The sequence below is a fragment of the Nonomuraea sp. NPDC050786 genome (assembly GCF_040654115.1).
Lineage (GTDB): Bacteria > Actinomycetota > Actinomycetes > Streptosporangiales > Streptosporangiaceae > Nonomuraea.
On sequence record NZ_JBFAHJ010000037.1, the window covers coordinates 18,859 to 44,029 of the forward strand.

General features: G+C 71.2%; 24 protein-coding genes and 1 pseudogene. 15 read left to right on the forward strand and 10 right to left on the reverse strand.

Translation table 11 applies throughout. The annotated features are described in order from the left end of the window. Positions 1 to 30: 30 nt before the first annotated feature. The 7 genes from AB0H84_RS44660 to AB0H84_RS44690 are packed head-to-tail and all read left to right on the forward strand — an operon-like array spanning position 31 to position 8,252. Entirely contained in the window at positions 31 to 1,197 is a 1,167-nt protein-coding gene (locus AB0H84_RS44660) for a hypothetical protein (protein WP_357618691.1), read from the forward strand. After that, a complete protein-coding gene (locus AB0H84_RS44665; RefSeq protein ID WP_357618694.1) occupies positions 1,194 to 3,311 on the forward strand; it encodes a tetratricopeptide repeat protein in 2,118 nt (705 codons plus the stop codon). The genes AB0H84_RS44660 and AB0H84_RS44665 overlap by 4 nt, the downstream gene beginning before the upstream one ends. Before the next feature lie 17 nt (positions 3,312 to 3,328). After that, the gene (locus AB0H84_RS44670) at positions 3,329 to 4,150 is read left to right on the forward strand and encodes a protein phosphatase 2C domain-containing protein (protein ID WP_357618697.1); all 822 of its coding nucleotides are present in this window, start codon (positions 3,329 to 3,331) and stop codon (positions 4,148 to 4,150) included. Then, positions 4,143 to 5,438 carry a VWA domain-containing protein gene (locus AB0H84_RS44675; RefSeq protein ID WP_357618700.1) on the forward strand — a complete coding sequence of 432 codons (1,296 nt, stop codon included), beginning with the start codon at positions 4,143 to 4,145 and terminating at the stop codon, positions 5,436 to 5,438. Before AB0H84_RS44670 ends, AB0H84_RS44675 begins: the two co-directional genes overlap by 8 nt. Continuing rightward, on the forward strand, positions 5,438 to 6,070 hold the full coding sequence (locus AB0H84_RS44680; RefSeq protein ID WP_357618703.1) for an FHA domain-containing protein: 633 nt from the start codon (positions 5,438 to 5,440) through the stop codon (positions 6,068 to 6,070). Before AB0H84_RS44675 ends, AB0H84_RS44680 begins: the two co-directional genes overlap by 1 nt. Then, a complete protein-coding gene (locus tag AB0H84_RS44685; protein WP_357618706.1) occupies positions 6,067 to 7,449 on the forward strand; it encodes a hypothetical protein in 1,383 nt (460 codons plus the stop codon). Before AB0H84_RS44680 ends, AB0H84_RS44685 begins: the two co-directional genes overlap by 4 nt. After that, positions 7,446 to 8,252 carry a transporter substrate-binding domain-containing protein gene (locus tag AB0H84_RS44690; protein ID WP_357618709.1) on the forward strand — a complete coding sequence of 269 codons (807 nt, stop codon included), beginning with the start codon at positions 7,446 to 7,448 and terminating at the stop codon, positions 8,250 to 8,252. Before AB0H84_RS44685 ends, AB0H84_RS44690 begins: the two co-directional genes overlap by 4 nt. Before the next feature lie 66 nt (positions 8,253 to 8,318). Here AB0H84_RS44690 and rpoD read toward each other — a convergent pair whose 3' ends face one another. The 3 genes from rpoD to dnaG all read right to left on the reverse strand — a co-directional run bounded on the left by rpoD (position 8,319) and on the right by dnaG (position 12,098). Continuing rightward, positions 8,319 to 9,422: an RNA polymerase sigma factor RpoD gene (gene rpoD, locus AB0H84_RS44695; protein ID WP_357618712.1), complete on the reverse strand. Its 1,104-nt coding sequence runs from the start codon at positions 9,420 to 9,422 to the stop codon at positions 8,319 to 8,321. Between the two features lie 339 nt (positions 9,423 to 9,761). Next, positions 9,762 to 9,956 (reverse strand): hypothetical protein, encoded by a 195-nt coding sequence (locus AB0H84_RS44700; protein WP_357618715.1) that lies wholly within the window; start codon positions 9,954 to 9,956, stop codon positions 9,762 to 9,764. A 300-nt stretch (positions 9,957 to 10,256) separates the two neighbouring features. Further along, positions 10,257 to 12,098, reverse strand: a complete 1,842-nt coding sequence (gene dnaG, locus AB0H84_RS44705) for a DNA primase (protein ID WP_357618719.1) — start codon at positions 12,096 to 12,098, stop codon at positions 10,257 to 10,259. Positions 12,099 to 12,268: 170 nt separating this feature from the next. On the opposite strand from dnaG, the gene AB0H84_RS44710 reads away from it, so the two are divergent. Beyond that, positions 12,269 to 13,171, forward strand: coding sequence for a peptidoglycan DD-metalloendopeptidase family protein (locus tag AB0H84_RS44710; protein ID WP_357618722.1), 903 nt, complete (start codon positions 12,269 to 12,271; stop codon positions 13,169 to 13,171). On the opposite strand, the gene AB0H84_RS44715 is transcribed toward AB0H84_RS44710, so the two are convergent. Continuing rightward, entirely contained in the window at positions 13,131 to 14,294 is a 1,164-nt protein-coding gene (locus AB0H84_RS44715; RefSeq protein ID WP_357618725.1) for an FAD-dependent oxidoreductase, read from the reverse strand. The two genes, AB0H84_RS44710 and AB0H84_RS44715, sit on opposite strands and share 41 nt — an antisense overlap. A gap of 67 nt (positions 14,295 to 14,361) precedes the next feature. Next, positions 14,362 to 15,585 (reverse strand): deoxyguanosinetriphosphate triphosphohydrolase, encoded by a 1,224-nt coding sequence (locus AB0H84_RS44720; RefSeq protein WP_357618728.1) that lies wholly within the window; start codon positions 15,583 to 15,585, stop codon positions 14,362 to 14,364. Between the two features lie 80 nt (positions 15,586 to 15,665). Here AB0H84_RS44720 and AB0H84_RS44725 point away from each other — a divergent pair, with 80 nt between their 5' ends. Next, positions 15,666 to 17,210 (forward strand): M48 family metallopeptidase, encoded by a 1,545-nt coding sequence (locus AB0H84_RS44725; RefSeq protein ID WP_357618731.1) that lies wholly within the window; start codon positions 15,666 to 15,668, stop codon positions 17,208 to 17,210. Here AB0H84_RS44725 and AB0H84_RS44730 read toward each other — a convergent pair whose 3' ends face one another. Continuing rightward, entirely contained in the window at positions 17,211 to 17,942 is a 732-nt protein-coding gene (locus AB0H84_RS44730) for a phosphotransferase (RefSeq protein ID WP_357618734.1), read from the reverse strand. An 87-nt stretch (positions 17,943 to 18,029) separates the two neighbouring features. On the opposite strand from AB0H84_RS44730, the gene AB0H84_RS44735 reads away from it, so the two are divergent. Further along, positions 18,030 to 18,497, forward strand: coding sequence for a DUF6194 family protein (locus AB0H84_RS44735; RefSeq protein WP_357618738.1), 468 nt, complete (start codon positions 18,030 to 18,032; stop codon positions 18,495 to 18,497). A gap of 2 nt (positions 18,498 to 18,499) precedes the next feature. Here the strand turns inward: AB0H84_RS44735 and AB0H84_RS44740 are convergent, their stop codons facing one another. Together AB0H84_RS44740 and AB0H84_RS44745 are read right to left on the reverse strand one after the other, a co-directional pair. After that, positions 18,500 to 19,030 (reverse strand): GNAT family protein, encoded by a 531-nt coding sequence (locus tag AB0H84_RS44740; RefSeq protein ID WP_357618741.1) that lies wholly within the window; start codon positions 19,028 to 19,030, stop codon positions 18,500 to 18,502. A 40-nt stretch (positions 19,031 to 19,070) separates the two neighbouring features. Continuing rightward, complete coding sequence (locus tag AB0H84_RS44745; RefSeq protein ID WP_357618744.1) at positions 19,071 to 19,928, reverse strand: methyltransferase domain-containing protein; 858 nt, start codon at positions 19,926 to 19,928, stop codon at positions 19,071 to 19,073. A gap of 230 nt (positions 19,929 to 20,158) precedes the next feature. Here AB0H84_RS44745 and AB0H84_RS44750 point away from each other — a divergent pair, with 230 nt between their 5' ends. The 4 genes from AB0H84_RS44750 to AB0H84_RS44765 all read left to right on the forward strand — a co-directional run bounded on the left by AB0H84_RS44750 (position 20,159) and on the right by AB0H84_RS44765 (position 22,910). Next, positions 20,159 to 20,332: a hypothetical protein gene (locus AB0H84_RS44750; RefSeq protein WP_357618747.1), complete on the forward strand. Its 174-nt coding sequence runs from the start codon at positions 20,159 to 20,161 to the stop codon at positions 20,330 to 20,332. 17 nt (positions 20,333 to 20,349) lie between these two features. Further along, entirely contained in the window at positions 20,350 to 21,477 is a 1,128-nt protein-coding gene (locus tag AB0H84_RS44755) for a histidine kinase (RefSeq protein ID WP_357618750.1), read from the forward strand. Next, positions 21,474 to 22,109: a response regulator transcription factor gene (locus tag AB0H84_RS44760; protein WP_357618753.1), complete on the forward strand. Its 636-nt coding sequence runs from the start codon at positions 21,474 to 21,476 to the stop codon at positions 22,107 to 22,109. Before AB0H84_RS44755 ends, AB0H84_RS44760 begins: the two co-directional genes overlap by 4 nt. Before the next feature lie 261 nt (positions 22,110 to 22,370). After that, the gene (locus AB0H84_RS44765; protein WP_357618756.1) at positions 22,371 to 22,910 is read left to right on the forward strand and encodes a DUF1062 domain-containing protein; all 540 of its coding nucleotides are present in this window, start codon (positions 22,371 to 22,373) and stop codon (positions 22,908 to 22,910) included. 85 nt (positions 22,911 to 22,995) lie between these two features. On the opposite strand, the gene AB0H84_RS44770 is transcribed toward AB0H84_RS44765, so the two are convergent. Then, entirely contained in the window at positions 22,996 to 23,370 is a 375-nt protein-coding gene (locus AB0H84_RS44770) for a VOC family protein (RefSeq protein ID WP_357618759.1), read from the reverse strand. 72 nt (positions 23,371 to 23,442) lie between these two features. Here AB0H84_RS44770 and AB0H84_RS44775 point away from each other — a divergent pair, with 72 nt between their 5' ends. Further along, complete coding sequence (locus AB0H84_RS44775; RefSeq protein ID WP_357618762.1) at positions 23,443 to 24,312, forward strand: GNAT family N-acetyltransferase; 870 nt, start codon at positions 23,443 to 23,445, stop codon at positions 24,310 to 24,312. Between the two features lie 63 nt (positions 24,313 to 24,375). Here the strand turns inward: AB0H84_RS44775 and AB0H84_RS44780 are convergent. Further along, positions 24,376 to 25,171 (reverse strand): annotated as a pseudogene (locus tag AB0H84_RS44780) (hypothetical protein); the annotation flags it as partial.

Here is a 25,171-nt window from a genome sequence, read left to right on the forward strand (position 1 = left end):
CCGGGGAGCGTGATGAGCCTGGGACCACCCATGAGCAGGGAGGGCGTCGAGCACGCACTGCGCGCTCGCGCCGACGAACGTGACCGTATCTCCGGTGACCTGCTCGATCTCGAATCCCATACCACCTATCAGTTGCTCAAGGGAGCCTCCTTACGCGGGGCGACCCAGCGGAGATGGGCCACGGCGCAGGAGTCGCTGGCCACGCTGTGGTCGCTGAACGACGCGTACCGGGCCGTGTTACGCGACGCCGAGCAGATCAGGGCCGCCCGCACCAAGGTGGGCGCCGAGCAGCTGGCGGAGCTGAGCGAGCTGCTCTCCGGCGGCTCCGTGGTGCTGCGGGCCGCGGCCAAGCCGGTCGAGCAGCGCTCGCTCATCCCCCAGCAGGACGAGCGGCTGACCCTCGACCAGACCGTGGCGCGGATGGACGCCGCCTTCCGCGAGGTCACGTCCGCACTCAACGACATCGACGCGGTGTGGAACACCGTGCTGCCCCGGCTCGACGGAGCCGACAGCGACCTGCGCCACATCCGCGACCTCGAACGCGAGCTCGGCGAGAGCGCCGACCTGACGGCGCACGAGGCCGAGCTGAGACGGCTACGCGCCTCGGTCCTCGAAGACCCCCTCGGCGCGCCCGTCGAGCAGGACCTCGACCGGCTGGCCCGGCTGCTGGCCGGCTCCCGCGCGGAGCTGGAGCTGGCGCTCACGGTCAAGGCCGAGTACGCCAGGCGCAGGGAGGACCTCGTGGCCGCCCTCGACCGGGTCCGGGCGGCCGAGAGCGAGGCCAGGCTGGCCCACGGCGCGGTCGTCGTCAAGATCGCCCTGCCGCCGCAGGCCCAGCCGCGCAGCCGGGCCGAGTCGCTGGCCGCCGAGCTGGACGCGCTCGACGTCTCGGCCGACACCTGGGTGCTGCGGGCCAAGCGGCTGGCGGGGCTGGAGGACGAGGCCCGCAAGGCCGCCGACCAGTCGCTGGCCACGGCCAAGGCGCTCTATGGCCTGGTCGGCAGGCGTGACGAGCTGCGCGGGCGGCTCGGCGCCTGCCAGGTGATGGCCGTGCGCAAGGGCCTGGCGGAGGACCCCGCGGCCTCCGAACTGTTCGAACGGGCGCGCGTGCTGCTGTGGAGCGCGCCCTGCGACCTGACGAAGGCGGCCGCGGCCGTCGAGACGTACCAGCGCGCGATACACGGAGGTAAGGGATGACCCGCTGCACCCAGCCCGGCTGCACGGGCACGATCGAGGACGGCTACTGCGACCTGTGCGGCAACGCGGCCGGCGCGCCCGTACCTCCCGCCCCATCTTCGGTCCCGCTCCAGACCCAGCCGGTGAGCAGGTCGGTCACCTCGCCGGTGAGCAGCGGCCGGTCGCGGGCGGGCAGGCTGGCCACCATCGCCGACCTGCCGTCGGTGCCCTACCGCGACCCGACCACGGCAGTCATGAGCGACCCCGTGGTGCCCGAGGACAAGCGGTTCTGCGCCAACCCGGCGTGCGGGAAGAAGGTCGGCCGGTCCAGGGAGGGGCGGCCCGGGCTGACGGACGGGTTCTGCCCGCACTGCCGTACCCAGTTCTCCTTCACCCCCAAGCTGGGCAAGGACGACCTGGTGGCGGGCCAGTACCGGGTGCTGGGCTGCCTGGCGCACGGCGGCCTGGGCTGGATCTACCTGGCCTCCGACGAGAACCTCGACGGCATGTGGGTGGTGCTCAAGGGCCTGCTCAACACCAACGACGCCGAGGCGCTGGCGGCGGCGGAGGCGGAGCGGAAGTTCCTCACCACGGTCGACCACCCCAACATCGTCAAGATCCTCAACTTCCAGCGCTCCGGCGGCTTCGGCTACATCGTCATGGAGTACGTGGGCGGCCAGTCGCTCCACGAGCTGCGCCGCCAGGGCCCGCTGCCGCTGCGCGAGACCCTCATGTACGGCAGGGAGATCCTGCAGGCGTTCGCCTACCTGCACGAGCACGGCATCGTCTACTGCGATCTCAAGCCGGCCAACGTGATCAGGGTCGGCAAGCGGCTCAAGCTCATCGACCTGGGCGCGGTGCTGCCCATCGGCTCGCCGCCGGGCTCGGGGTGGGCCACGCCCGGCTACCACGCCCCGGAGGTCGAGACCGCTCCCGCGGCGGCCACCGCCGACCTCTACACCGTGGCCAGGACGCTGGCGGTGCTGGCCGTCCCGGGCTTCGTCCCGTACGCGAATGGCGTGGCCACGCCGCTGCCCGACGACTGCGGGCACCCGTCCTTCACCCGGCTGCTGCGCAAGGCGACCGCCGTCGATCCCGCCGACAGGTTCCAGAGCGCGGAGGAGATGGAGGAGCAGCTCATCGGGGTGCTGCGGGAGGTAAGCGCGCTCGAGGACGGCGTGCCGTACCCGGCGCCCTCGCCGATGTTCGGGCCCGAGCGGACCGCGGTGGGCACGGCGCTGTCGGAGGACGGCGACAAGGTGTTCGGGCCGCTCGACCCAGCGGCGGTCGCGGCCGCCCTGCCGGTGCCGCTGGTCGATCCGGCCGACCCGGCGGCGGGCGCGCTGGCCGGGCTGCTCGGCCGCGACGGCAAGGAGCTGATCGACCAGCTCGCCGCGATGCCGCAGACGCCCGAGACGAAGCTGATGCGGGCCAGGCTGCTGGCGGAGGAGGGCGCGGCGGAGGCTCCGGCCGCGCTGGGCGAGCTGGACCGGGAGCTGCCGCGCGACTGGCGCGTGAGCTGGTACCGAGGGGTGCTCTCGCTGACCACGGGCCAGCCGGACCAGGCGGTGTCGATGTTCGACTGGTGCCTGTCGGCGCTGCCGGGCGAGCTGGCGCCGAAGCTGGCGCTCGCGTTCGCGCTGGAGTGCGCCGGCAAGCCGGCGGCCGGCTGGTACGAGGGCGTCTGGCGGACCGATCACTCCTACGTGAGCGCGGCGTTCGGGCTGGCCAGGTCGGGCCGGATGAGCGTGCTGGACGAGGTCTCGTCCCACTCGATCTACCGGGTGCCGGCACAGGTGGCACAGGCGATCTCCGTCGTACGGCGGCCCGACCTGGACCTGCTCACCACGACCGATTTCGTGGGCGCGGCCGACCGGCTCGACAGGCAGTCCGACCTCGACCCGCGCCGCCGTGACCTGCTCACCGCCGAGCTGCTCACCGCCGCGCTGGCCTGGCTCGATGGCCATGCCCCGTCGTCCGGCACGCAACTGGCCGGTGCTCCGTTCACCGAGACGGGGCTGCGCAGGCGGCTCGAGTCGATCTACCGCAGGCTGGCGGTCGCGGCCGAGTCACGCCAGGAGCGCCACGCGCTCATCGACCAGGCGAACGCCGTACGACCTAGGACGTGGTTGTGATGCCCATGATGTGTCCCGTGTGTGAGGCGTCCGTGCTGGAGGGCGAGGCCTACTGCGAGGCGTGCGGCCACCTGCTGGGCGCGCCGGCCTGCGCGTCGTGCGGTGCGCAGGCCGTCGACGCGGAGGGCTACTGCGAGCGGTGCGGCGCACGCCAGCCCACCGGAAGGGACCACGCGGAGACCGTGCTCGACGGCGGCGCGGCGGCGGCCGTGACGGACAAGGGACTGCGCCGCAGCCGCAACGAGGACGCGGTCGCCCTGCTCGCGTCCGGGGCGGCGATCGTGACCGTGGTCTGCGACGGCGTGGGCAGCTCGCCCAGGGCCGACGAGGCGTCCGCGGTGGCCGTCGAGACCGCCTCCGCCGCGCTGGTCAGGGGGCTGCCGCACGAGGAGGCGTTCGACCTGGCCGGGCGGGCGGTGGCCAAGCTGGCCACGTCCGTGCATGACGCGCCCGCCAGCACGTACATCGCCGCCGTCGTCGAGGGGGGCCGGATCACGCTCGGCTGGGCCGGCGACACCCGGGCCTACTGGCTGCCGGACCGCGACAACCGCGGCGTGCTGCTGACCGAGGACGACGCGGTGGAGACCGGCGAGATCACCGCCTGGCTCGGCGCCGACGCCGTCGACGTCGCGCTCCACGTACGCACCCTCGCCCCGCAAGAGCCCGGCCTGCTGCTCGTCTGCAGCGACGGCCTGTGGCGCTATCTGGACGGCTATGCCTTCCCCACCACCGGGACCCCCATCGAGATGGCCCGCGAGATGCTGCGCCACGCGCTCGACTCCGGGGGCCAGGACAACGTGACCATCGCCTTGATCCCCTTAGGAGTGACGCATGGGTGACCTGCCCACTTTCACCCTGACCATCGACCAGAACAAGTACCTCCCGACCGACGGCCGCGAGGTGCACGCGATCCTCACGGTCGCCTCCACCGGCGGCGCCGGCGGCGCGGTCACGCAGTCCGTGACCGCGGAGGCCGCCGAAGTGATCATCATCGACACGTCCGGCTCGATGAGCGGCAGCAAGATCCGTGAGGCCAGGCAGGCGGCCGCGACCGCCGTGCACACCCTGCGTGACGGGGTCAACTTCGCCGTGATCGCGGGCACTGAGCGGGCCAGGGTGATCTACCCCGGCAACCACGCCGGCCTGGTCAAGGCCGGTCCGGCCACCAGGGCAGAGGCCGAGCGGGCGATCAGCCGGTTGTTGGCGCACGGCGGCACCGCCATGGGTGAGTGGCTGAAGCTGGCGGGCCACCTGCTGTCGGCGCACCCGTCGGCGATCAGGCATGCGCTGCTGATGACCGACGGCCAGAACAACGAGCGCCCCGAGGTGTTCGCGTCGGTGCTGGCGGGCTGGAGCGGCAAGTTCGTGTGCGACTCGCTGGGGATCGGCGAGGACTGGGTGCCCGCGGAGCTGCGGAAGGTCTCCGAGGCGATGCTCGGCACGTTTGACTTCGTACGGAACCAGGGGGATCTGTCCGAGTTCTTCCGGAGGCTGACGCAGGCGTCGATGAGCAAGACCGTGGCCGAGCTGTCGCTGCGGGTGTGGGTGCCGCAGACCGCCACGCTGAAGTTCGTCAAGCAGGTCTCCCCCACGCTGCTCGACCTGACCGGCAAGCGCACCGACGTGAACCCGCTGACCGGCGACTACCCGACCGGCTCGTGGGGCACCGAGGAGCGCGAGTACCACATCTGCGTGGAGGTGCCGCCGGGCCAGATCGGCCAGGAGATCAGGGCCGGCTGGGTCAAGCTCGTACGCCCCGACACCCAGGAGGTCCTGGCCAGCGGGAACGTGCTCGCCCAGTGGACCGACGACCTGGCGGCCTCCACCCGGATCAACAACAAGGTCGCCCACTACACCGGCCAGGCCGAGCTGCACGAGCTCATCCAGGACGGCCTGAGCGCCCGGGCGATGGGCGACGTCGACACCGCGACCGCCCGTCTGGCCAAGGCCAAGGAGCTGGCCGCCGAGTCGGGACGCGAGGACACCGCCAGGCTGCTGGAGAAGGTGGTCGAGGTGGATCCGGCCACCGGCACGGCCAGACTGCGCAGGAACGTGGACAAGGCCGACGAGCTCGAGCTCGACACGGGCTCCGTCCGTACCAGCCGGCTGCGCAAGGAAGGAAGCTGATGGCCACCTGCCCGCAGGGCCACGCGTCGGGCGACGACGAATACTGCGACGTCTGCGGCGCCCAGATGGCCGGCGCCCCAGCTCCCCAGCCACAGGCCCAGGCCGCGGCGCCGGCGGCCGAGTCGTGCCCGGTCTGCCAGACGCCGCGCGCCGGGCAGTTCTGCGAGGTGTGCGGCCACGACTACACCGGCGGCGGCGCCCCTGTCTCCGTCCCCGTGGGCGGCGGGGCCCGCTGGGAGGCTGTGACCGCCGCTGACCGCACGTACTACGAGAAGATCATCGCCGAGGGCGGTCCTGACGCGGCCGCGATGGCGTTCCCGCCGTACTGCCCGGAGCGCTCGTTCGCGCTCGTCGGCGAGCAGGTACGCATCGGGCGGCGCAGCCGGGCGAGGAACGTGGCCCCCGAGATCGACCTGACCGGGCCGCCCGAGGACCCGGGCGTCTCCCACCTGCACGCCGTGCTGCTGGCCCAGCCGGACGGCTCGTGGACGCTGGTCGACCCCGGCTCCTCCAACGGCACCCAGGTGAACGGCAAGCCCGTCAAGGTCAACGTGCCGGTCAGGATCGGCCCCGGCGACAGGATCCACGTGGGGGCGTGGACCGTCATCACCATCAGGGAGGGCACGCCGTGACCATGGTGCAGCCCCAGCCTCAGGCGCCCGTGGCGCGGGCCCAGGCCGCCCCGGCGCCGGTGCGCCGGAGCGTGCCCGGCAGGATCCGGGTCGTCACCGGCGTCACCGTCGCCTCGCTCGCCCTGCTCTTCGCGGCGCTCGCGGTCGGCAGCATGAGCGCCCGCGACGGCCTGCGGGTCATCGGGCGCGACGCGGGACCGCAGGTGGTCGCCACCGCCGATCTCTACCTCGGGCTGAGCGACATGGACGCGCAGGTGGCGAACGTGCTGGTGATGGGCGACCAGTACGCGCCCCAGCGCAAGGAGGCGCTCGACCGCTACGACCAGCAGCGCTCCAAGGCCAACGAGGCGCTGATGCAGGCGCTCTCGCTCGCCGACACCAGGGCCGAGCGGGAGACCGTGCGCTCGGTGCTCGACAGGCTGGGCCGCTACGAACGGCTGGCCGGCCAGGCGCTGCTGCTCGACGAGCGGTCCAAGCACGCGCCCGGCCCGCCGCCCCAGGAGGTGGTGCTGACCTACCGCGAGGCCACCAAGCTGATGCGGGTCGAGCTGCTGCCCCAGGCGTACAACCTGACCTTGGAGAGCGGCACGATCGTGCGCGCCACCTATGACGAGAAGACCGTCATGGTGCCGCTCCTGCGGATCGCGGTGGTGCTGGCCGGGCTGCTGGCGCTGAGCTGCCTGATCTGGCTCCAGGTCTACCTGGCGCGCCGCTTCCGCCGGGTCTTCGGGCCGGCGCTGCTGGTCGCCACCGTGACGACCGCGATCGCGCTGATCGCCGGGATGAACGTGCTCGGGACGGACGAGGCCGCGCTGCGCGAGGCCAAGTCGTCCGGGTTCGACTCGGTGCTGACGCTGGCCAAGGCGCGTTCGATCAGCAACAGCATGCAGGGCGACGAGAGCCGCTACCTGCTGGACAAGGAGTGGGCCGACACCTACGAGCACACGTTCCTGGACAAGGCGATGTCGGTCGTCTACTTCAAGGCGGGCAACCTGCGGACGTACCACAACCAGGTCGCCACGGGCTCCAGGGACTTCCTCGGCATGCTGGGGCCCGAGCTCATCGGCAAGGAGGGCGCCGACGCGCTGGGGGCTTACCAGAGCTTCCAGGCCTCCGACACGAAGTTCCGTGAGCTGGTGGCGAACGGCAGGACCAACGAGGCGGTCGCCGAGCGGCTCGGCCCGGTGACCACGGCGTTCGACGCGTACGACCGTGCGCTCCTGGCGCTGTCAGCCAAGCATCAGACCCAGTTCACGCGCGCGATCAAGCACGGGGAGAGCGCGCTGGACAACCTGTGGCGGCTGCTGCCGTTCGCCATCGGCGGGATCGGCCTGCTGGTGATCGCGGGCGTGTGGCCACGACTCAAGGAGTACCGGTGAAGCGGGCGCTGGTGGTGGTGCTGGCCCTGGTCGCGACGGCGGTCGCGGGCTGCGGGACGGACGGGCAGGAATCGGTCCTGGACAAGGAGCGGATCGTCATCGCGGTACGCCCCGACCTGCCGTCGATCGGCTTCCGCCGGCCCGACGGCACGTTCGAGGGCTTCGACGTGGACGTGGCCGCCTACATCGCCCGCAAGCTGCACAAGGAGGCCACCTACATCGGGGTGCTGGCCGCCGACCGGCAGAAGGCGATCACCAGCGGCCGGGCCGACCTGGTGCTGGCCACCTTCACGATCGACCAGGAGCGCAAGAAGGACGTGCTCTTCGCGGGGCCGTACCACATCTCCTACCAGGACATCCTCCAGCGGCCCGACGAGACGATCACGAACGTGCGCGACCTCAAGGGGCGCAGGATCTGCGCGGTCCAGGGGTCGAACGCGGCCCAGCGGGTCGTGGAGGAGCGGGAGGTGGCGGCGCAGCTCGTGCCGTTCGCCGACTACAAGGCGTGCCTGGCGGCGCTCAAGAGCAACCAGGTGGACGCGGTCACCACCAACGACGTCATCCTGGCGGGGCTGGCCAACCAGGACGGCACGGGGCTGAAGCTGGCCAACGCGCAGTTCAACGAGCAGCGCACGGGAGTGGGCATGCGCAAGAGCGACGTGCCGGGGTGCGAGGCGGTCAACCGGGCGATCACCGAGATGTACCAGGACGGGACGGCGAGCAGGTTGCTGCACCGGTGGTTCGGCAAGTCGGGGCTGGACCTGTCGACGATCGCAGTGCCGCAGTTCGAGGGCTGCTCCTGAGCACGGGACAGGTTCCCGGACATGGGACGGGCCCGGACGGCACTCGTCCGGGCCCGTTCCCTGGGATCAGTCCAGATAGTCCCGCAGCATCTGCGCGCGCGTCGGGTGGCGGAGCTTGGCCAAGGTCTTCGACTCGATCTGCCGGATGCGCTCCCGCGTGACGCCGAACTCCCTGCCCACCTCCTCCAGCGTGCGCGGATGCCCGTCGGCCAGGCCGAAGCGGAGCTGGATGATGCGCTGCTCGCGGTCGGACAGCGTGGCCAGGATGTCGTCGAGCTGGTCCTGCAGCATGATGAAGGCCGCGGCCTCCATGGGCACGACAGCGTCGGCGTCCTCGATGAAGTCGCCGAGGTCGGAGTCCTCCTCGCCGATCGGCGACTGCAGCGACACGGGTTCCTGGGCGATGCGCTGGATCTCCACCACGCGATCGACAGGGAGGTCCATCTCCTTGGCGATCTCCTCGGGAATCGGCTCGCGGCCGAGGTCCTGGTGGAGCTGACGCTGCACGCGTACGAGCTTGTTGATGGTCTCCACCATGTGCACGGGGATGCGGATCGTCCGCGCCTGGTCGGCGATGGCACGGGTGATCGCCTGCCTGATCCACCAGGTCGCGTAGGTGGAGAACTTGTAACCCTTGGTGTAGTCGAACTTCTCGACCGCCCGGATGAGCCCGAGGTTGCCCTCCTGGATCAGGTCCAGGAAGAGCATGCCGCGGCCGACGTACCGCTTGGCGATCGACACCACGAGCCTGAGGTTGGCCTCGATGAGCCGCTGTTTGGCTCTGGTGCCCTGCCAGACGAGCTCCCTGAACTCCGGGAAGGCCAGACGCGAGGCCCCGTTGGCCAGCTTGTCCTCGGCGAACAGGCCGGCTTCGATCGACTTGGCGAGCTCCACCTCCTCCTCAGCGGTCAGCAGGGGCACGCGGCCGATCTCCCGTAGATATATACGGACCAGATCACTGGTCGGCGCCCGCTTGCCAACGTCTTCCTCATCGGCGCGGGTGGACTCCTCGTCGCCCTGGGGCTCGAGGACCTCCACGCCGTTCTCGGCGAGCATCCGCACGACGCGTTCCAGCGCGTCGGACGGCAACTCGGACCGGTCAAGCGCGGCTGCGACGTCATCGACGGTTACGCTCCCGCGCTCCCTTCCCTTCGCGACGAGATCCGCCACCTGATCTACCGATGGCGGACTGCTTGGCAGCACCGATGCACCCACGGGAGACAGTCTGCAGTATTGGTTCCATCAAATGGCAGACCCATTTTTGTCACTGAAGGTAAGGCGGTCGTCCTTACCGAATTGAGATCGCTTATAGGTTTGGCCGGAGTTTGATCAGGAAATCAAAGTCAATTACGCAGTCTGGTTTCAGGCGCCCGGCGACACCCCTCGGCCGGACGCGACTCTTTTGCTGCCCTGACATCGTTGTCCAGCGCCTCTCTAAGCTATTGGACCGCGCCAGGTTCCCCGGTCAACCGCCCTGATATGCCGCCTGTCACCGCGGCCAAACTGTTATCAACCTGCGGCGCGACAGGCCCGGTTCTTGGGGGTCCGGTAGGCGTCCACGACCTCTATCGCGCCGGTGTCCACGTCGATTCTGAGGCGCTGTGTCCTGCGCCCGTCGGCCGCCGGCGCCGCGACCTTGCCGTCACCGTCGTACTCGGGCAGGTTGCGGCCCACGATCTGCGGCGGCGTGTCGCGGCGCGGCACCCGGCGCAGCTTCCTGTCCTTGAGCGGTACGGCGTACCGGATCGGGTCGCTCTGGGCCTGGGCGGCGGGAACGACCGCGAACGGCAGCAGCAGCCGGTGTGGCCGCCGGCCGCCGGCGCGAGGCCGGCGTCGTCGGAGACCACCGGCTGCGGCGCCGTGCCGTCGGCCGCGTCCACCACCAGCCCCGGCCGCTTCTTGGCCGCCTCGGGGTCGCGGAGGTGGAGGTACCAGGGAGCGCCCTTGCAGGGGATGAAGTAGTCGCCGCCCCCGCGAAGGTTGATCAGGAACGCGTCACGACGGTCAGCTGCCGGCGGCGCGGTCGCGGAGCACGCGGCGCTGCTGCTCCAGGGCCACCAGCTCCCCGAACAGCTTGTTGTACTCCTGCTGCTCCTCCACCGGATTGAGCCGCTGGATCCGCGACTTCACCTGCGTGATCGCCCGGTCCACCGCGATGGCCTCGATGGCCGCCAGCATGGCCCCGGCATAGCGCTCCTCGGCGTGCGCGTCGGCCTGGATCGGCTCCACCGCGAAGCGGGTCACCAGCGCCCGGGCGCCCTCCTCGTGCGCGTGCTCCAGCAGCAGGTCGACCCACTCGCGACCGCCGTAGGCACCCGCGGCCACGCCCCCGGAGGCCACGATGACCTTGTGCAGCAGCACGTGGTCGGGAGCCGTGAACGCCTGCGGGTCGAGCGCGTCGAAGCGCGGCCCGAGCAGCGCCGGGCGCTGCACGGCCAGCTTGAGCAGCTCGCCCTCCACCCGGACGCTCGGATCGACGGGCGCCGCCTGGGGAGCGCGCCGCGGGCGGCCCTGCTGCGCGCCCGCCGCCTCGGCGATGCGCTGCATGACGAACCGCTCGTCCATGAACCCCAGCCACCGGTCGAGGTCGATGGCGTACCGCTTGCGCAGCCCCACGTCCTTGATCCCGGCCACGATCGGCGCGGCGGCGTCCAGCGCGGCGATCTTGCCTTCGTTGCTGCGCAGGTCGTAACGGGAGATCGTGCTCCTGATCGCGAACTGGAAGAGCGGCTCCCTGCTCGCGATCAGATCCCGCACGGCCGCGTCGCCCTGCTTGACGCGCAGGTCGCACGGGTCGAGCCCGTCGGGCTGCACCGCGACGTAGGTCTGCGTGACGAACTTCTGCTCGTCGGCGAACGCCCGCAGCGCCGCCTTCTGCCCCGCCGCGTCACCGTCGAAGGTGAAGATCACCTCACCCCGGAACTCGGCCTGGTCGAGCAGGAACCGGCGCAGGATCTTGATGTGCTCCTCGCCGAACGACGTGCCGCAGGTGGCCACCGCCGTCGGCACCCCGGCCAGGTGGCACGCCATCACATCGGTGTAGCCCTCGACGATCACCGCCTGGGCCCGCTTGGAGATCTCCCGTTTGGCGAGGTCGATCCCATAAAGCACCTGGCTCTTCTTGTAAAGCGGGGAGTCAGGCGTATTCAGATATTTCGGGCCTTCATCGGAATCGAGCAGCTTTCGCGCTCCGAATCCGATCACATCCCCGGTGGCGTCCCTGATCGGCCAGATCAGCCGCCCCCTGAAACGGTCCATGGGGCCCCGCCGCCCCTCCTTGGCCAGCCCGCCCTTGACCAGCTCCTCGGCGGTGAACCCGCGCCCCAGGAGATGGCGCGTGAGCGCCTCCCACTCGGCGGGCGCGTACCCCACCCCGAACAGCTCGGCGTCGGCCCGCTCGAACCCCCGCTCCGACAGGAACCGGCGCCCGGCCGCCGCGTCGGGACCGAACAGCTTGTCGGCGTAGAACTCCGCCGCCGCCTTGTGCGCCTCGATCAGCCTGGCCCGCTCGCCGTGGTCGCGCCGCGGCACATAGCCGCCCTGCTCGTACTGCAGCTGGATCCCGGCCCGCTGCGCCAGCCGCTCGACCGCCTCACCGAACGACAGATGCTCGATCTTCTCGACGAACGTGATCACGTCGCCGCCCTCGGAGCAGCCGAAGCAGAAGTACATCCCGCGCTCGGGGGTGACGTTGAAGGAGGGGCTCTTCTCGTCGTGGAAGGGGCACAGGCCCTTGAGATTGCCGCCCCCCGCGTTGCGCAACTGGATGTGTTCGCCGATCACGTCGGCGATGGGTGAACGCTCGCGTACGAGCGCGATGTCGACATCACGGATCCGGCCAGCCACGCCGGTGAGTCTATTCCGCCCCACCGACGCTTCCGCCCGGTACGGGTGCGGTACGGGATAGGCGGGCATCACCTGTTGGGTTGCTAAAGGGGGAAAGCGGCTCTGTGAGGTCTCCCGGTCGGCTACAAAGGTAAAGGTTGTCGGTGGAAACGGTGACACAGGTGGAGATCATGCGATCGGGGCATCTCGGACGATGGGCGGCCGTCACGGGCGCCGTGCTGCTGGCTGCCGGCTGCTCGCAGGCCACCGGGCTGGCCGGGGTGAGCGCCCAGTCGCCCGCCACCATCCGGCCCTCCGCCACCCCGTCCCCGGCCACCGTGGCCTCGACGGACCCGGCGACCTCGGCGACGCCCGGCCCGTCGGCCGAGCACCAGGCGGCCGAGGAGCCGCCCAAGGGGGACGACCCGGTCAGGGTCCCGCCGCCGAAGCTGTCGAAGTACGAGTACGCGTTCCCGGTCAAGGGCTGCAGAACGACCTATCAGCGCAAGCTCCTCGTGCTGCCCAAGACGACGATCTGGGCCCAGCAGGGGTGCGCGTTCGTGGCGCCCATCGGCGGCGTCGTGGACGAGGTGAACGTCCAGAACAAGTGGCGCCCGGCCACGGACGCCGGGGCCGACCGCGAGGGCAGGTTCGTCACGATCATCGGGGACGACGGCGTGCGTTACCTCGGCGGCCACCTCGACTCGGTCGCGAACGGCATCAAGCCGGGCGTCCGCGTCAACGCGGGCCAGTTGCTCGGGCGGGTGGGCAAGTCGGGCAACGCCCGCGACACCGGGGCCAATCTCTACTTCGCGATCTCGTGGAAGACGGGCCCGGCCTTCTGGTGGGTACGCAGGGGCATGGTCGAGCCGTGGGACTACCTCGACGCCTGGCAGTCCGGCAACCGCACGTACTCGCCCAGGGACGAGACGCTGGCCCTGCGCGGCAAGCTGGGCGAGACGCCGCGCTGCGCCGTGCAGTGCTCGTCGAAGAAGACCCCGCAGGCCCAGACGACGAAGAAGCCGAAGCGGCCGACGCGGGACGACGGCACGGTCACGGTGAACCCGTCGATAGCTCCTTTTGGTCAACAATGACGCCTGACCTGATGAGCTCCTGGATCTCGTCCACGACGTCCCAGACGTTGACGTTCATGCCGGCGATCACCCGGCCGCCGCGCAGCCAGTACGCGACGAACTCCAGGCTCTCGGGCTCGCCTCTGAAGACGATCTCGTCGTAGCCCTCGATGTCGCCGGAGAACTCCATGCTCAGCTCGTACTGGTCGGTGTAGAAGTACGGGATCCGGTCGTAGACCACGTCCTGGCCGAGCATGGACCTGGCGGCGGCCGGGCCGCCGTGCAGGGCGTTGGCCCAGTGCTCGACGCGCAGGCGGCGCCCGTACAGCGGGTGGTGGGGCTCGGCCACGTCGCCGGCGGCGAACACGTCGGGGTGCGAGGTGCGCAGGGCGGCGTCGGTGAGCACGCCCTGGCCGACGTCGAGCCCGGCCTCGCGGGCGAGGCCGACCTCGGGCACGGCGCCGATGCCGGCCACCACCATGTCGGCGGCGAGCCGCTCGCCCGAGCTGAGCCGCACGCCGGTGTCGGTGATCTCGGCGGCGGCGGTGCCGAAGCGCAGGTCCACACCCTTGCCGGCGTGCAGGCGGGCGAACAGGTCGCCGAGTTCGGGGCCGAGCGCCCGGTTGAGCGCGGTGGGCTCGGGCTCGACGACGGTCACCTCGCAGCCCGCCGCGCGGGCGGCCGCCGCGCACTCCAGCCCGATCCAGGACGCGCCGACGATGAGCACGCTACCGACGGCGGCGAAGCGCTCCTTGAGCGCCTCGCTGTCCTGGACGGTACGCAGGTAGTAGGCGGGCCCCGGCAGCCGTCTCGGCGTGGCTCCGGTGGCGATGAGCAGTTTGCCGTACGGCTGGCGTGACCCGTCGCCGAGCCGGACCAGGTGGTTGTCGAGCTCTATGCGGGTGACGCGGGTGCCGAGCCTCAGGTCCACACCGTTGTCGGCGTACCACTCCGGGCGGTGGATGAAGATCTTCTCGCGTTCGCTCCTGCCCTGGAGAAACTCCTTGGACAGGGGCGGTCGTTCATAGGGCCGTTCGGACTCGGCGCCGATCAGCACGATCTCGCCGTCGAAGCCCTCTTCGCGCAGCGTCTCCGCGGCCTTGGCCCCCGCAAGCCCGGCGCCGACGATCACATATGTGGCCATGGCCGCAGTATCCGCCCGCTCGGGTCAGGGGAAAAGGCTGGTGACCAGGCTCATGGAGAAAGCTTGATCAGCGGGAGAGCCTGCGGTGCCAGGCCACGGCCGAAGTGTCAGTGAGCGAGGCGATCTGGTCGATGACGACGCGGACGCGGGCCGCGTCGTCGGGGGCCTCCAGGTACGCGGGCCTGAACGCGGGCTCCAGCGTGCCCGGCGCGCCCAGCGTGATCATCGCGGCCAGTTCGGTGATGAGCTCGCGCTGCCTGGCCTGTTTGGCGTTGTGGTCCCTGGTGGTCATGACGTAGTGGGCGGTCACGCCTTTCAGCAGGGCGCACTCCAGGCGGGTGGCGTGGGGGACGACGAGGTCGGCGCGGTGGCGGGAGCCGTGCGCCTCCTCCTTGGTGGCCGCCTGGGCGGAGCGGCAGAAGCGGCCGATGAGCCCGCTCGTGAGGGCCTTGAGCCCGGCCAGGTCGGCGAGCGTGGCCTCGAAGCGGCGCGGCCAGAGCGGGTCGGTGATCAGCCTGGCGAAGATCTCCTCCAGCTCGTTGAGGTCGGCGTACGGGGCGTACCACGTGCGGGTGGTCTCGCACACCTGCGTGCGTTCGACGGGCGACCGGAGCACCTCGGGGGTGGCGTGGCCGGAGTGGAGGGCGTCTTCGAGGTCGTGCACGGAGTAGGCGACGTCGTCGGCCCAGTCCATGATCTGGGCCTCGAAGCTCACCCGCCCGTCCGGCGCGCCGTCCCTGATCCACCGGAAGACGGGCAGATCATCGTCGTACACCCCGAATTTCAGGGATTTTTCGCATGTCCAGGGATATTTGATGGAAGCGTCGAGGACGGCCCTGGTCAGGTTGAGCCCGGCGCTGCGGCCGTCCTCCGTGAGGACCTTGGCCTCCAGCCTGGTCAGCAGGCGCAGGCTCTGCGCGTTGCCCTCGAAGCCGCCGCACGAGGCCGCAAGCGCGTTGAGCGCCACCTCCCCGTTGTGCCCGAACGGCGGGTGCCCCAGGTCGTGCGCCAGGCAGGCCGTCTCCACCAGATCGGGATCGACGCCCAGTGTGGCGCCCATCTCCCTGCCGACCTGGGCGCATTCGAGGGAGTGCGTGAGCCTGGTGCGCGGGATGTGCTGGCCGCCGCCGAGCGTCTCGCCAGGGCCCACGACCTGCGTCTTCGCGGCCAGCCTGCGGAGCGCGGCGCTGTGCAGCACCCGGGCCCGGTCGCGCTCGAACGCGGACCGTTCAGGATTGCCGGGAGGTTCCGGAACCCAACGGTCCTGGTCGTGCTGGTCGTAGTACGGCATTGCTTCGGTGATTTTATCCAGTTTCCCGTCTCCGCTAAGGTCAAGCCTCGCGAGAACCCCTTCCCCGGGAGCCCTCCCCCATGACGACAGCGTTCCGAGCGGTGCTGGCCTTCACACTGCTCGCCGGTTTCTACGTTCTGGTCGGCCTCATCCTGGCGGCGGCCGTCTTCTTCGACGTCCTGCTCCTCGTCGACTTCCACGCCAACGCACTCAAGATCGCGATCATCCTCACCCTGGCCGCGGCCGCGCTCGTACGGGCGCTGTTCATGGTGAGCCGCCGCCAGAGCGGCGAGCAGCCCGGCGTGCCCGTCGGGCGCGAGCACGAGCCGATGCTCTGGCAGACGGTCGAGGAGCTGGCGCAGCGCGTACGCACGGCTCCGCCGGACGAGATCCGGCTGGTCGCGGAGGTGAACGCGGCCGTCTCCGAGGACACGCGCTGGCTGGGGATGAAGGCGACGCGGCGGCGGATGTTCGTCGGCCTGCCGCTGCTGCAGACGCTCACGGTGGACGAGATGCGCGCGGTGCTCGGGCACGAGCTGGGCCACTACAGCGGCGCCCACACGCGCCTAGGCGCGCCGGTCTACCGGGGGCGGGTCTCGCTCCTCGCCACCATCCAGGGGCTGGGCAACCACCCGTTCATCCAGCGCCTGTTCACCTGGTACGCCAAGCTCTACTTCCGGGTCTCGCAGGCCGTCTCGCGCAGGCAGGAGCTGGAGGCCGACCAGTTCGCGGTCGCGATCAGCGGCCGGCAGGCCATGGCGGGCGCCCTGCGCAAGATCCACGCCACCGCGACAGGCTGGAACCTGTACGTCAACGACTACCTCTCACTCACCGGCGCGGGCGGCACCAGGCCGTCCTCGGTGTTCGGGGGCTTCCACGCGCTCATGAGCGACCCCGACCGCCAGGCCGAGATCGCCAAGCTGGGCGCGGAGCCGGAGGAGGTCTCGCCGTACGACTCCCATCCCAGCCTGGCCGAGCGCCTGGCCGCCATCGAGCACCTGCCGGAGCCGCCGCACGTACCCGATCCCCGCTCCGCGCTGACGCTGCTGCATGACGCGAACGTGGCGGTGCAGGCGGTGGAGCAGGCCATGTGGACGCCGGAGGCGCTCACGGAGCTGCGGCCGGTGGCGTGGGAGGAGCTGGTGGCGCACGGCATGTACGCGGGCCGCAACGCCGACGCCCTGCGCGACCTGGCGCTGGCCGGGCAGCGGGTGATGGGGGCGGCGCGGCCGTACCTGGACGCCGCCTTCGAGGCGATCGCGCGGGGGCGGCAGGCGGAGCTGGAGGCCGCGCTGCGCGAGCTCGGCTGGAACCCCTCCGACACCCTGCTGGCCGGTGTGCTGGGGCAGGCGCTGGAGGCGGTGCTGATCCAGCTCGGGCAGGCCAGGTGGACCCTGTCCTGGTCGGGGCCGGCGCGGCTGCTGTACGACGACGGGGAGGAGGTGGCGCTGTCGGAGTACGCCGCGCAGGTGGCGGCCAACCCGGCGGCCGTGCCGGGGCTCCGGCAGTGGCTGGGCGACCACGGCATGCGCCACGACTACGTCCCCGTCGATGAGCCCGCCCCCGGAGCCCCGGCCGCGCCGGTCTCCCCGGTCTCCCCGGTCTCCCCGGTCTCCTCCGTCTAGCTAGCGCAGCGCCCGCTCCAGCATGGGGCGGCGCTCGGCGACCCAGTCGTGGCAGGCGCGTACCTGCGCCACCACCCCGCCTTCGCGCAGCCTGACCGCGTACGGCATCCCGGCGGCCGCGTCGGCCTCGATGCCGCGCCGGCACCTGTCCTGCCACCACAGGATCGTCTCGACCACCTCGCCGCGCTCCCGCAGCCCGTAGGCGTCGCAGATCAGGCGTACCCGCCGGGCCGCGTCGGCCGGGTCCTCGACGGCGGGTCCGAGGCCCGCGTACTGCCAGCAGACGTGTGCCACGTCGTGGACCCGCCGGCCCGGCCCGGCCAGGTCCCAGTCGATGAACGCCACCGGCCGCAGCTCCTCGCCCCGGTAGACGGTGTTCTTGGGCGACAGGTCGTTGTGGCAGACGACCTCCTCGTCCCCGGCCGGCCCCGTGCCGGCGGTCAGGTCGTGGAACTCCCGCACCAGCTCGGCGACCCGCGCCAGGCTCTCGTCCGAGGCGACGCCGTCCGGCTGGGCCTCCTCCCAGGCCACGTGGCCGTCCACGAAGCTCAGGATCTCGCGGCCCTGATCGTCGAGGCCCAGGAACCGGGGCGCGCCCGCCCACCCGTTCCGCTCGAAGAGGCGCAGCAGCTCGTGAACGTACGCGGCCCGCTGCCCGGGCGTTCTGCGGACGGTGTCGCCGACGCGGACGACGGCGTTGACGAATCCCCCGGGGAGGTGGGTCTCGGACATGGTCCTCCGGTTTGAGAGTTTTATGCGGTCAGCCGCTGGAATCGGATGGAAAGTCTCACAGGGTACGTCAATGAAAGACTTGAAGCCATGACCGAGAACGAGATCATCGAATTCGTGTCCGGCTTTGCCGGAGTCGTGGCCATGACCGTCAGCGAGGACAGCGGCGCGCCCGAGATCGCCTGGGGAGACACGTTCTTCTACTACGACCCCGAGGGCACGCTGGAGGCGCGGCCGCGTCAGCCGTTCGCGACCATCGTCACGAAGGACTACGACGGGTTCGACACCGCCTCCGACCTCAACAGGCCGGGCGTGTTCCGGCTGAACATCGCCGTCGGGAGCAGTGAGTTCGAGCGGCTCGTCGGCTATCCGCCGAAGGAGCACGCCGAGCACCACGCCGACACCGACTACACGGCCGCGGACCGCGTCATCCCGCACCCCGTCTACTCGCGTCAGGGCTGGATCTCGATCGTGAACCCGGGCGAGCAGGCCCGTCCCCTCCTGGCCGAGGCCCACGCCCGCGCCGTGGCCCACCACCGCCCCCTCAGGGCCTCATAGGGTCACTCGTCGTCCCAGTCGGGCGGCGTGACGGTGCCGGAGAGCCAGTCGCGCCGGAGGATCGCGTAGCCGACGGAGTCGTGGAGCTTGCCGTCCGGGTCCGGCCACGCCTCCCGGTAGTGCGACTCCTTGGCATAACCGCTCTTGCGGAAGACCGCTCTCATCGCCTGGTTGTCCCGGCGGGTGTTGCCCTCGATCCGGTTGATGTGCGGCAGCTCGGCGAACAGGTAGCCGGTCAGCCAGGCGACCGCCTTGGTGCCGAGGCCCTGACCCCGCCGCTCCTGCGCTATCCGCAGGTCGAACATGGGTGTCCCGTCGGTGAGATCCATCAGCTTGATCAGGCCGGCGTGCTCCCCGTCGGCGAGCACCCAGAACGTCCTGAACTCCTCGTTGTCGTAGAGGCCGTCGGCGACGCGGCTCTTCACGGCATCGGGGTCCTGGGTGCCCGCGTGGAAGGGCCACTCCTGCCGGGTCAGGAAGTCGACGAGAAGGTCGGTGTCGTCAGGGGAGAATCTCGGGAACTCGATCCGCATCCCCGCATCCTCCGCGCCGGCTCCGCTCCCGGCAAACGAATTAATCCTTGGCGATCACGTGCGCGGGCCTGTCCAGCCAGACCCGCTGATCCTTGGGCGTGATCGTCATGCCGAACCGCTCCGGCCCGGGCTCGGCCCATATCGTCCACATCCGCTGGGCCGCACCCCGCCCGCCGAGCACCTCCGTGACGAGGGCCATGCCCGGCGGGTCGTCCTGCGGCGCGCACATCGTCGTGAGCGCCGAGAAGCGGCCGCTCGCCGTGCCGTCAGGCCCGACCACCAGCCGCAGGGCGTGACCGTCACCGAACGCGCAGACGATCACCGCCCCGGGCCGGGCCTGCGCGACCCAGGCGTACGGCACGATGCGGACGGCGTACGTCACATGCACCCCGTCATACGGCGCCCGCTCGGGGCAGCCGGCCGCGCCGTCGCCCACGACCAGATGCGGCATGGCGCCGGCGGCCGCCAGGTTCTTGGCGGCCTGCTCGGCCACGGCGGCGTCCGGCTCGACCGAGGTGACGCTCCCCGTCTGGCCGACCAGGCGGCCGAGCAGCGCGGCGGTCCACCCCGTGCCCGTGCCCACCTCCAGCACCCGCTGCCCGGAGACGGGCTCCAGCAGCTCCAGCAGGTCGGCGACCGCGCTCGGCGCGGGACACCGGCACTGGCCCGCCATGATCGGCCGGCCTCCGTAGACGGCGTCCCACCAGGCCGACGGGTCGGTGTCGCGGTCGATCGGCACGCGCGCCCCGTCGCGCTCGACCGACTCGCCGGCGAGCGGCACGAACCAGTGGCGGGGAACCGCCCGCAACGCCTGCTCGATCGGCCGGGTCAAGGGGGCGCGGTGCTCGGTGACGGCCGCGACCATGGCGTCCAGCCGCCAAGCGATGTGCGGCAACATCAAGTCTGTCCGTTCGTGCGAGGATGTCCGCACCCATGCCAGCCCACAGCATCCACCTCCACATCCGCCGGGAAACGCTATCCGTGACGGTACGGCTACGATCCGAATGCGGCAAGGGATTCCATGGAAGTGACAGGAGCATCCGGTATCCGGCTCGTCCCGCCTCTCCACCCCCGCCTCCACCGTCCGGTGGTGCCGCTCCACCCGCCTTCGTCCCTAGCGTCATGGACATGACGGAGAACGACCTGCTCAAGCTCCTGCTCGGCAAGGCGACGGAATCGGTTCGGGGAGGCAAGATGAACGGCAAGGGCTGGATCGCGCTGGTGGTGCTGGGGGTCATCGTGGTGGTGGGCTTCATCGCGTACCGGCTCGTCCTCATCGAACTCATCACCCGCATGCACTGATCCGGGGAGATCAGCACATGTCCGAGACCCGGCGCAGGTGGTCGCTGCCGGACACCATCGCGCCCAGCTGGCTGGTCGTGCAGGTGTTCGGCACCGTGATCGTGGCCGCCACCCTCCTCACCGCGCGCGAGGGGGCGCCGCCGGTCTGGACCCTGTACGGGGTCGCGGCCGGCTGCTGGCTGGCCTTCGTGGCGCTCGATCCGCGGCGCCCGATGCCGGCGGCGGCGTGCCTCGCGGCCGCCACGCTGGCGTCGGCGGCGGCCCTCGGACCCGCCGCCGACAGTTCCGCGACCATCCTGACCGCGATCTTCCTCGGCCGGTTCGCCGCGCTGGCGGCCCCGTCCGTGACCGCGATCATGACGACGAGCGCGGCCGTCATCGCACTGGCCTGGCTCCTCGACCGCGGCTCCGCGGCCGACGCGTTCGGACTGGCGGCGCTGCTGCTGGCGGTGACGCTCATCGGGATCAACCATCGCCAGCACGTCGTGCAGGCGCGGCAGGCGGAGCTGCTGCTCGAGCAGACGCGCCGGGTGGCGGCCGAGCGGGCCCGCGCGGCCGCGCTGGACGAGCGCACCAGGATCGCCCGCGAGATCCACGACGTGCTGGCCCACTCGCTCGGCGCGCTGGGCGTCCAGCTGGAGCTGGCACAGGCCGTGCTGGAGGAGCGCCACGACGTCCCGGGGGCGCTGGCCACGATCGCCCGCGCCCGCAAGCTGGCCGGCGAGGGGCTGGCCGAGGCCCGCAACGCGGTCGCGGCGCTGCGCCAGGACGTCCCCACCCTGACCGACGCCCTCACCGGGCTCGCGGAGTCTCACATGAGCGACCACCGCTCCCCCGTACGCTTCGAGCGGAGCGGCCCGCCCCGCCCCCTGTCGTCGGCCGCGACCGTCTCGCTGCTCGCGACCGCGCGCGAGGCGCTCACCAACGCGGCCAAACACGCGCCGGGCGCACCCGTCTCGCTGACGCTGGCTTTCACCGGCGACCGCGTACGGCTCCGCGTGGCCAACCCGCTGACCGGCGGCTCCGCCGACCGCCCCGGGTTCGGCCTGACCGGGATGCGCGAACGCCTGGCGCTGGCGGGTGGCACACTGACCTGCGGGCCGGACGGGGAGCGCTGGCAGGTGACGGCGGAGGTGCCGGAGTGATCGCGGTGGCGGTGGTGGACGACCAGCAGCTGATCCGCGAAGGGCTGGCGGCCCTGCTCGGGCTGCTCGACGACGTGGAGGTGGTGGGCACCGCGGCGGACGGCCAGGAGGCGCTCGACCTGCTCGCCGCCCGGCCTGCGGACGTCGTCCTGATGGACCTGCGCATGCCCGTCCTGGACGGGGTCGAGGCCACCCGCAGGATCACTCGGGATCATCCCGGCACGGCGGTCGTGGTGCTGACCACGTACACCGATGACGAGTCCATCGTGCGGGCGCTGAAGGCGGGCGCCCGCGGCTATCTCACCAAGGACGCCGGGCGGGCCGAGATAGCGGCGGCGCTCCGCTCGGCGGCCGCGGGGCAGTCCACGTTCGACGCCAAGGTGTCCGGCCGCCTGGTGGCCGCCCTGGACGAGCTGCCGCTGCGCCGCCCCGCGGTGCTGCCCGACGGTTTGACGGCCCGGGAGGCCGAGGTGCTGGGCCTGATCGCCCGCGGTCTGAGCAACCAGGAGATCGCCCGGACCCTGTTCATCGGGGAGGCCACGGTGAAGACGCACATCAACAACGCGTTCGCCAAGATCGACGTCCGCAACCGCGTCGAGGCCGCCCGCTACGCCGGCGAACACGGCCTCTGACCGGCCGCCGGAAAACCGTTTGAGCCTTCCTCACGCGTTCCCGTAGGGTGCCTGCTGCCCCGTCGCCGTGAGGACAGAGGACAGTACCGCGTGACCCCGCCTGCTCTTTAGACCTGACACCTTCTTCCGCTCACCTTCAAGCCGACCCTCTCGTCGGCTCTGCCGGGCTGCCCGTGTGCGCCCGGTCATACAGCGTTTGAGGCCGCGCGCAATCGGCCTCGTGTCAGGTCTAGAGAGATCATGTCTTCACAACCTCATACTGTGCTGCCCTGGGTCGTCCGCCGGACCAGGCTGCCGCTGCTGTCGCGGCGGTGCGTGAACTGCCGGTCGGAGTCGGCCACCGCCGGCGAGGGCAGATTCCGCGTCAACGCCAACGGCAAGCTGCTGGACGTGTGGCTGCTGGTCCGCTGCGTGTCCTGCGATTGGACGAGCAAGCTCACCGTGCACGAGCGAGCGCCGGTCAGGTCCTTCGATCCGGCCGAGCTCGACGGCTATCTCGCCAACGATCCGGAGCTGGTGGCGTCCACGCTGCTGGATCCGCTGCTCGCCCGGCGCAACCGCGTCACCCTGGACTGGACGGGGGCCTGGCGGCTGGACACCCCGTCGCCATGGGTCGACGAGGCGTGGCCGGTCAAGGTGGAGATCGTCTTCGAGGATCCGGTGCCGGTGCGCCCGGAGCGGCTCATCGCGCACGGCCTCGGCCTCAGCAGGAACGAGGTGCTGCGCCGGATCAAGTGCGACATTCCGCTGCGCCGTACGACGCGTGCCGGGTTCACGTTCACTGTGATGGCCGGGGACTAGCGGGGAGGTAGCCGCGGCGCCCCGGGGTCGACGACGACGAACGCGTTGCGTAGGCCCTGGGGCGTTTGCCGGTGCGGGCCGACGCTCAGCTCAGGCGGGCTCGCAGGAGGCAGAATTCGTTGCCTTCGGGGTCGGCCAGGACGTGCCAGGACTCCTCGCCGGTCTGGCCGACGTCTGCCGGGCGCGCCCCGAGCTTCAGGAGGCGTTCGAGCTCGGCGTCCTGATCGCGGTCGGTGGCGTTGACGTCGAAGTGCATCCGGAGCGGGCCCTCCTTGGGCTCGGTGGTGGGGCTGAAGAGCAGAGTCGGCTGCAAGCCGCCGAACCCTTCCTCTGGTCCGATCTCCACCGCGCCGTCGTCCTCGGTGCCGAGCACGGTGAAGCCCAGCACCTCGCACCAGAACGCCGCCAGCCGCTGCGGATCCTGACATGGGATGATCAATTCGGAAATGCGACAAGCCATGGTCGGCACATTACAGGGCAGCAACGGGAAATCCGGGTGCGGAGGATCAGTGGGGTGGTGTGTGATCGGGGGATGACGATCGAGGTGGGCCGGCCGGGGGTGGACGGGCTCGGCGACGTGGTGCGGGTGCTGGCGGAGTGGCAGCACGACGGAGGGCCCGTGCAGTTGCATCCCGGGGATGTGGGGTGGTTCTGGCGGTTCGGTGCGGAGCGGACGGCGGAGGCCACGCGGACCTGGAGCCGGGCCGGGGAGGTCCTGGCGGTCGGACTGCTGGACGGTGCGGACCTGCTGCGATTGGCGTTCGCGCCGGAGGCGTGGCGGGACGAGGAGTTGGCGCAGCAGGTGACCGAGGACGTGGCGGCGCCCGAGCGCGGTGTGCTGCCCGCGGGCAAGGTGTACGTCGAGGCGCCGACCGGTGCGCTGGTCCAGGAGCTGCTCGTCAAGGACGGCTGGGAGGCCGGCGAGCCGTGGACGCCACTCCGGCATGACCTCGGCGCGCCCGTGCCGGATCCCGGCGTTCGCGTCGAGGCGATCGGGCCGGAACACGCGCACGAGTGGGCCGCGGTCATGCGGGCGTCGTTCGACAGGTCGACGTTCACCGACGAGCGCTGGCACGCGATGGCGGCGGGTGCGCCGTATGCCGACGCGCGGTGCCTGGTCGTCCGCGATGAGCAGGGCGAGGCGGTGGCGGTCGTGGCGGTCTGGTCGGCGGGCGCGGGCAGGCCTGGGCTGATCGAGCCGATGGGGGTGCACCGGGCACACCGCGGTCACGGTTACGGCCGAGCGATCACGGTCGCCGCGGCGCGCGCACTCCAGGAGTCGGGTTCGTCCAGCGTGGTCGTGTGCACGCCGAGCTCCAACGTCGGCGCCGTCGCCACCTACCGGTCGGCCGGTCTCGAGCGGTTGCCCGAGAGGCGGGACCTGCACCGCGACGCTTCCTGAGGCTCGCGGAGCGGACGCCCGCGCCCGCAGCATCACCGACGGTGTCACTCGACGAGGCAGCCGCTAACCGGCTCGCCTGCGACAGACCGCCCGGGCGATCAGGAACGCCACCACCGGCAGCACGAACACGGCCACCCGCAGCCCGGCCACGACCATCGTGTACGTGTCGTGCGGCACGGTCAGCAGCGCCCCGGGGGCCTGCGCGGGCTGCGGGAAGCCGGGCGCGGAGTGCATCCGCGGCGGCGCCTCCGACACCCACATCCCGGCCCACAGCACCACGAAGAACGCGATGACGGCGACCCCCAGCGCCGTGCGGACCGGGGCCTGCGACGGCCGGTCCAGCAGGTGGTGATGGTCGCCGTCGCCAGTGAAGCGCCGCTCGATGAAGGGGTAGAGGAGCAGGACGCCGAAGAAGACCGTGAGGACGAGCGGCGGGATCCAGAGGCCGGGCTGTAACACGTACCCGCCGATCGTGACCTCCCACGGCGGGACGAGCCGCTGCGCGCCGTTCAGCACCCCGAAGTACCAGAACGGCTGCGCCGACGGCACATATCCGCCCGCCCGGTACGGCCCGTGCTCCCATACCGGGTTGACCCGCACGAACGTGGCCAGCGCCGCGATGGCTCCTATCGTGAACAGCGCCGTGGCGCCGTTCTTGACCGCGAAGTACGGGAAGAACGGCCCGCCCGTCACGCGGTGCGCGCCGGCGGCCGTGGCCCGTAGCCCGTGTTCATGGCCGCGACCGCTTCGCTCCTCGTTGGCTCGTCGCGAGCTCCTTCGCTCGTGTTCATGGTCGCGACCGCTTCGCTCCTCGTTGGCTCGTTCCTCGCTCTCTCGTCGCGAGCTCCTTCGCTCGGTG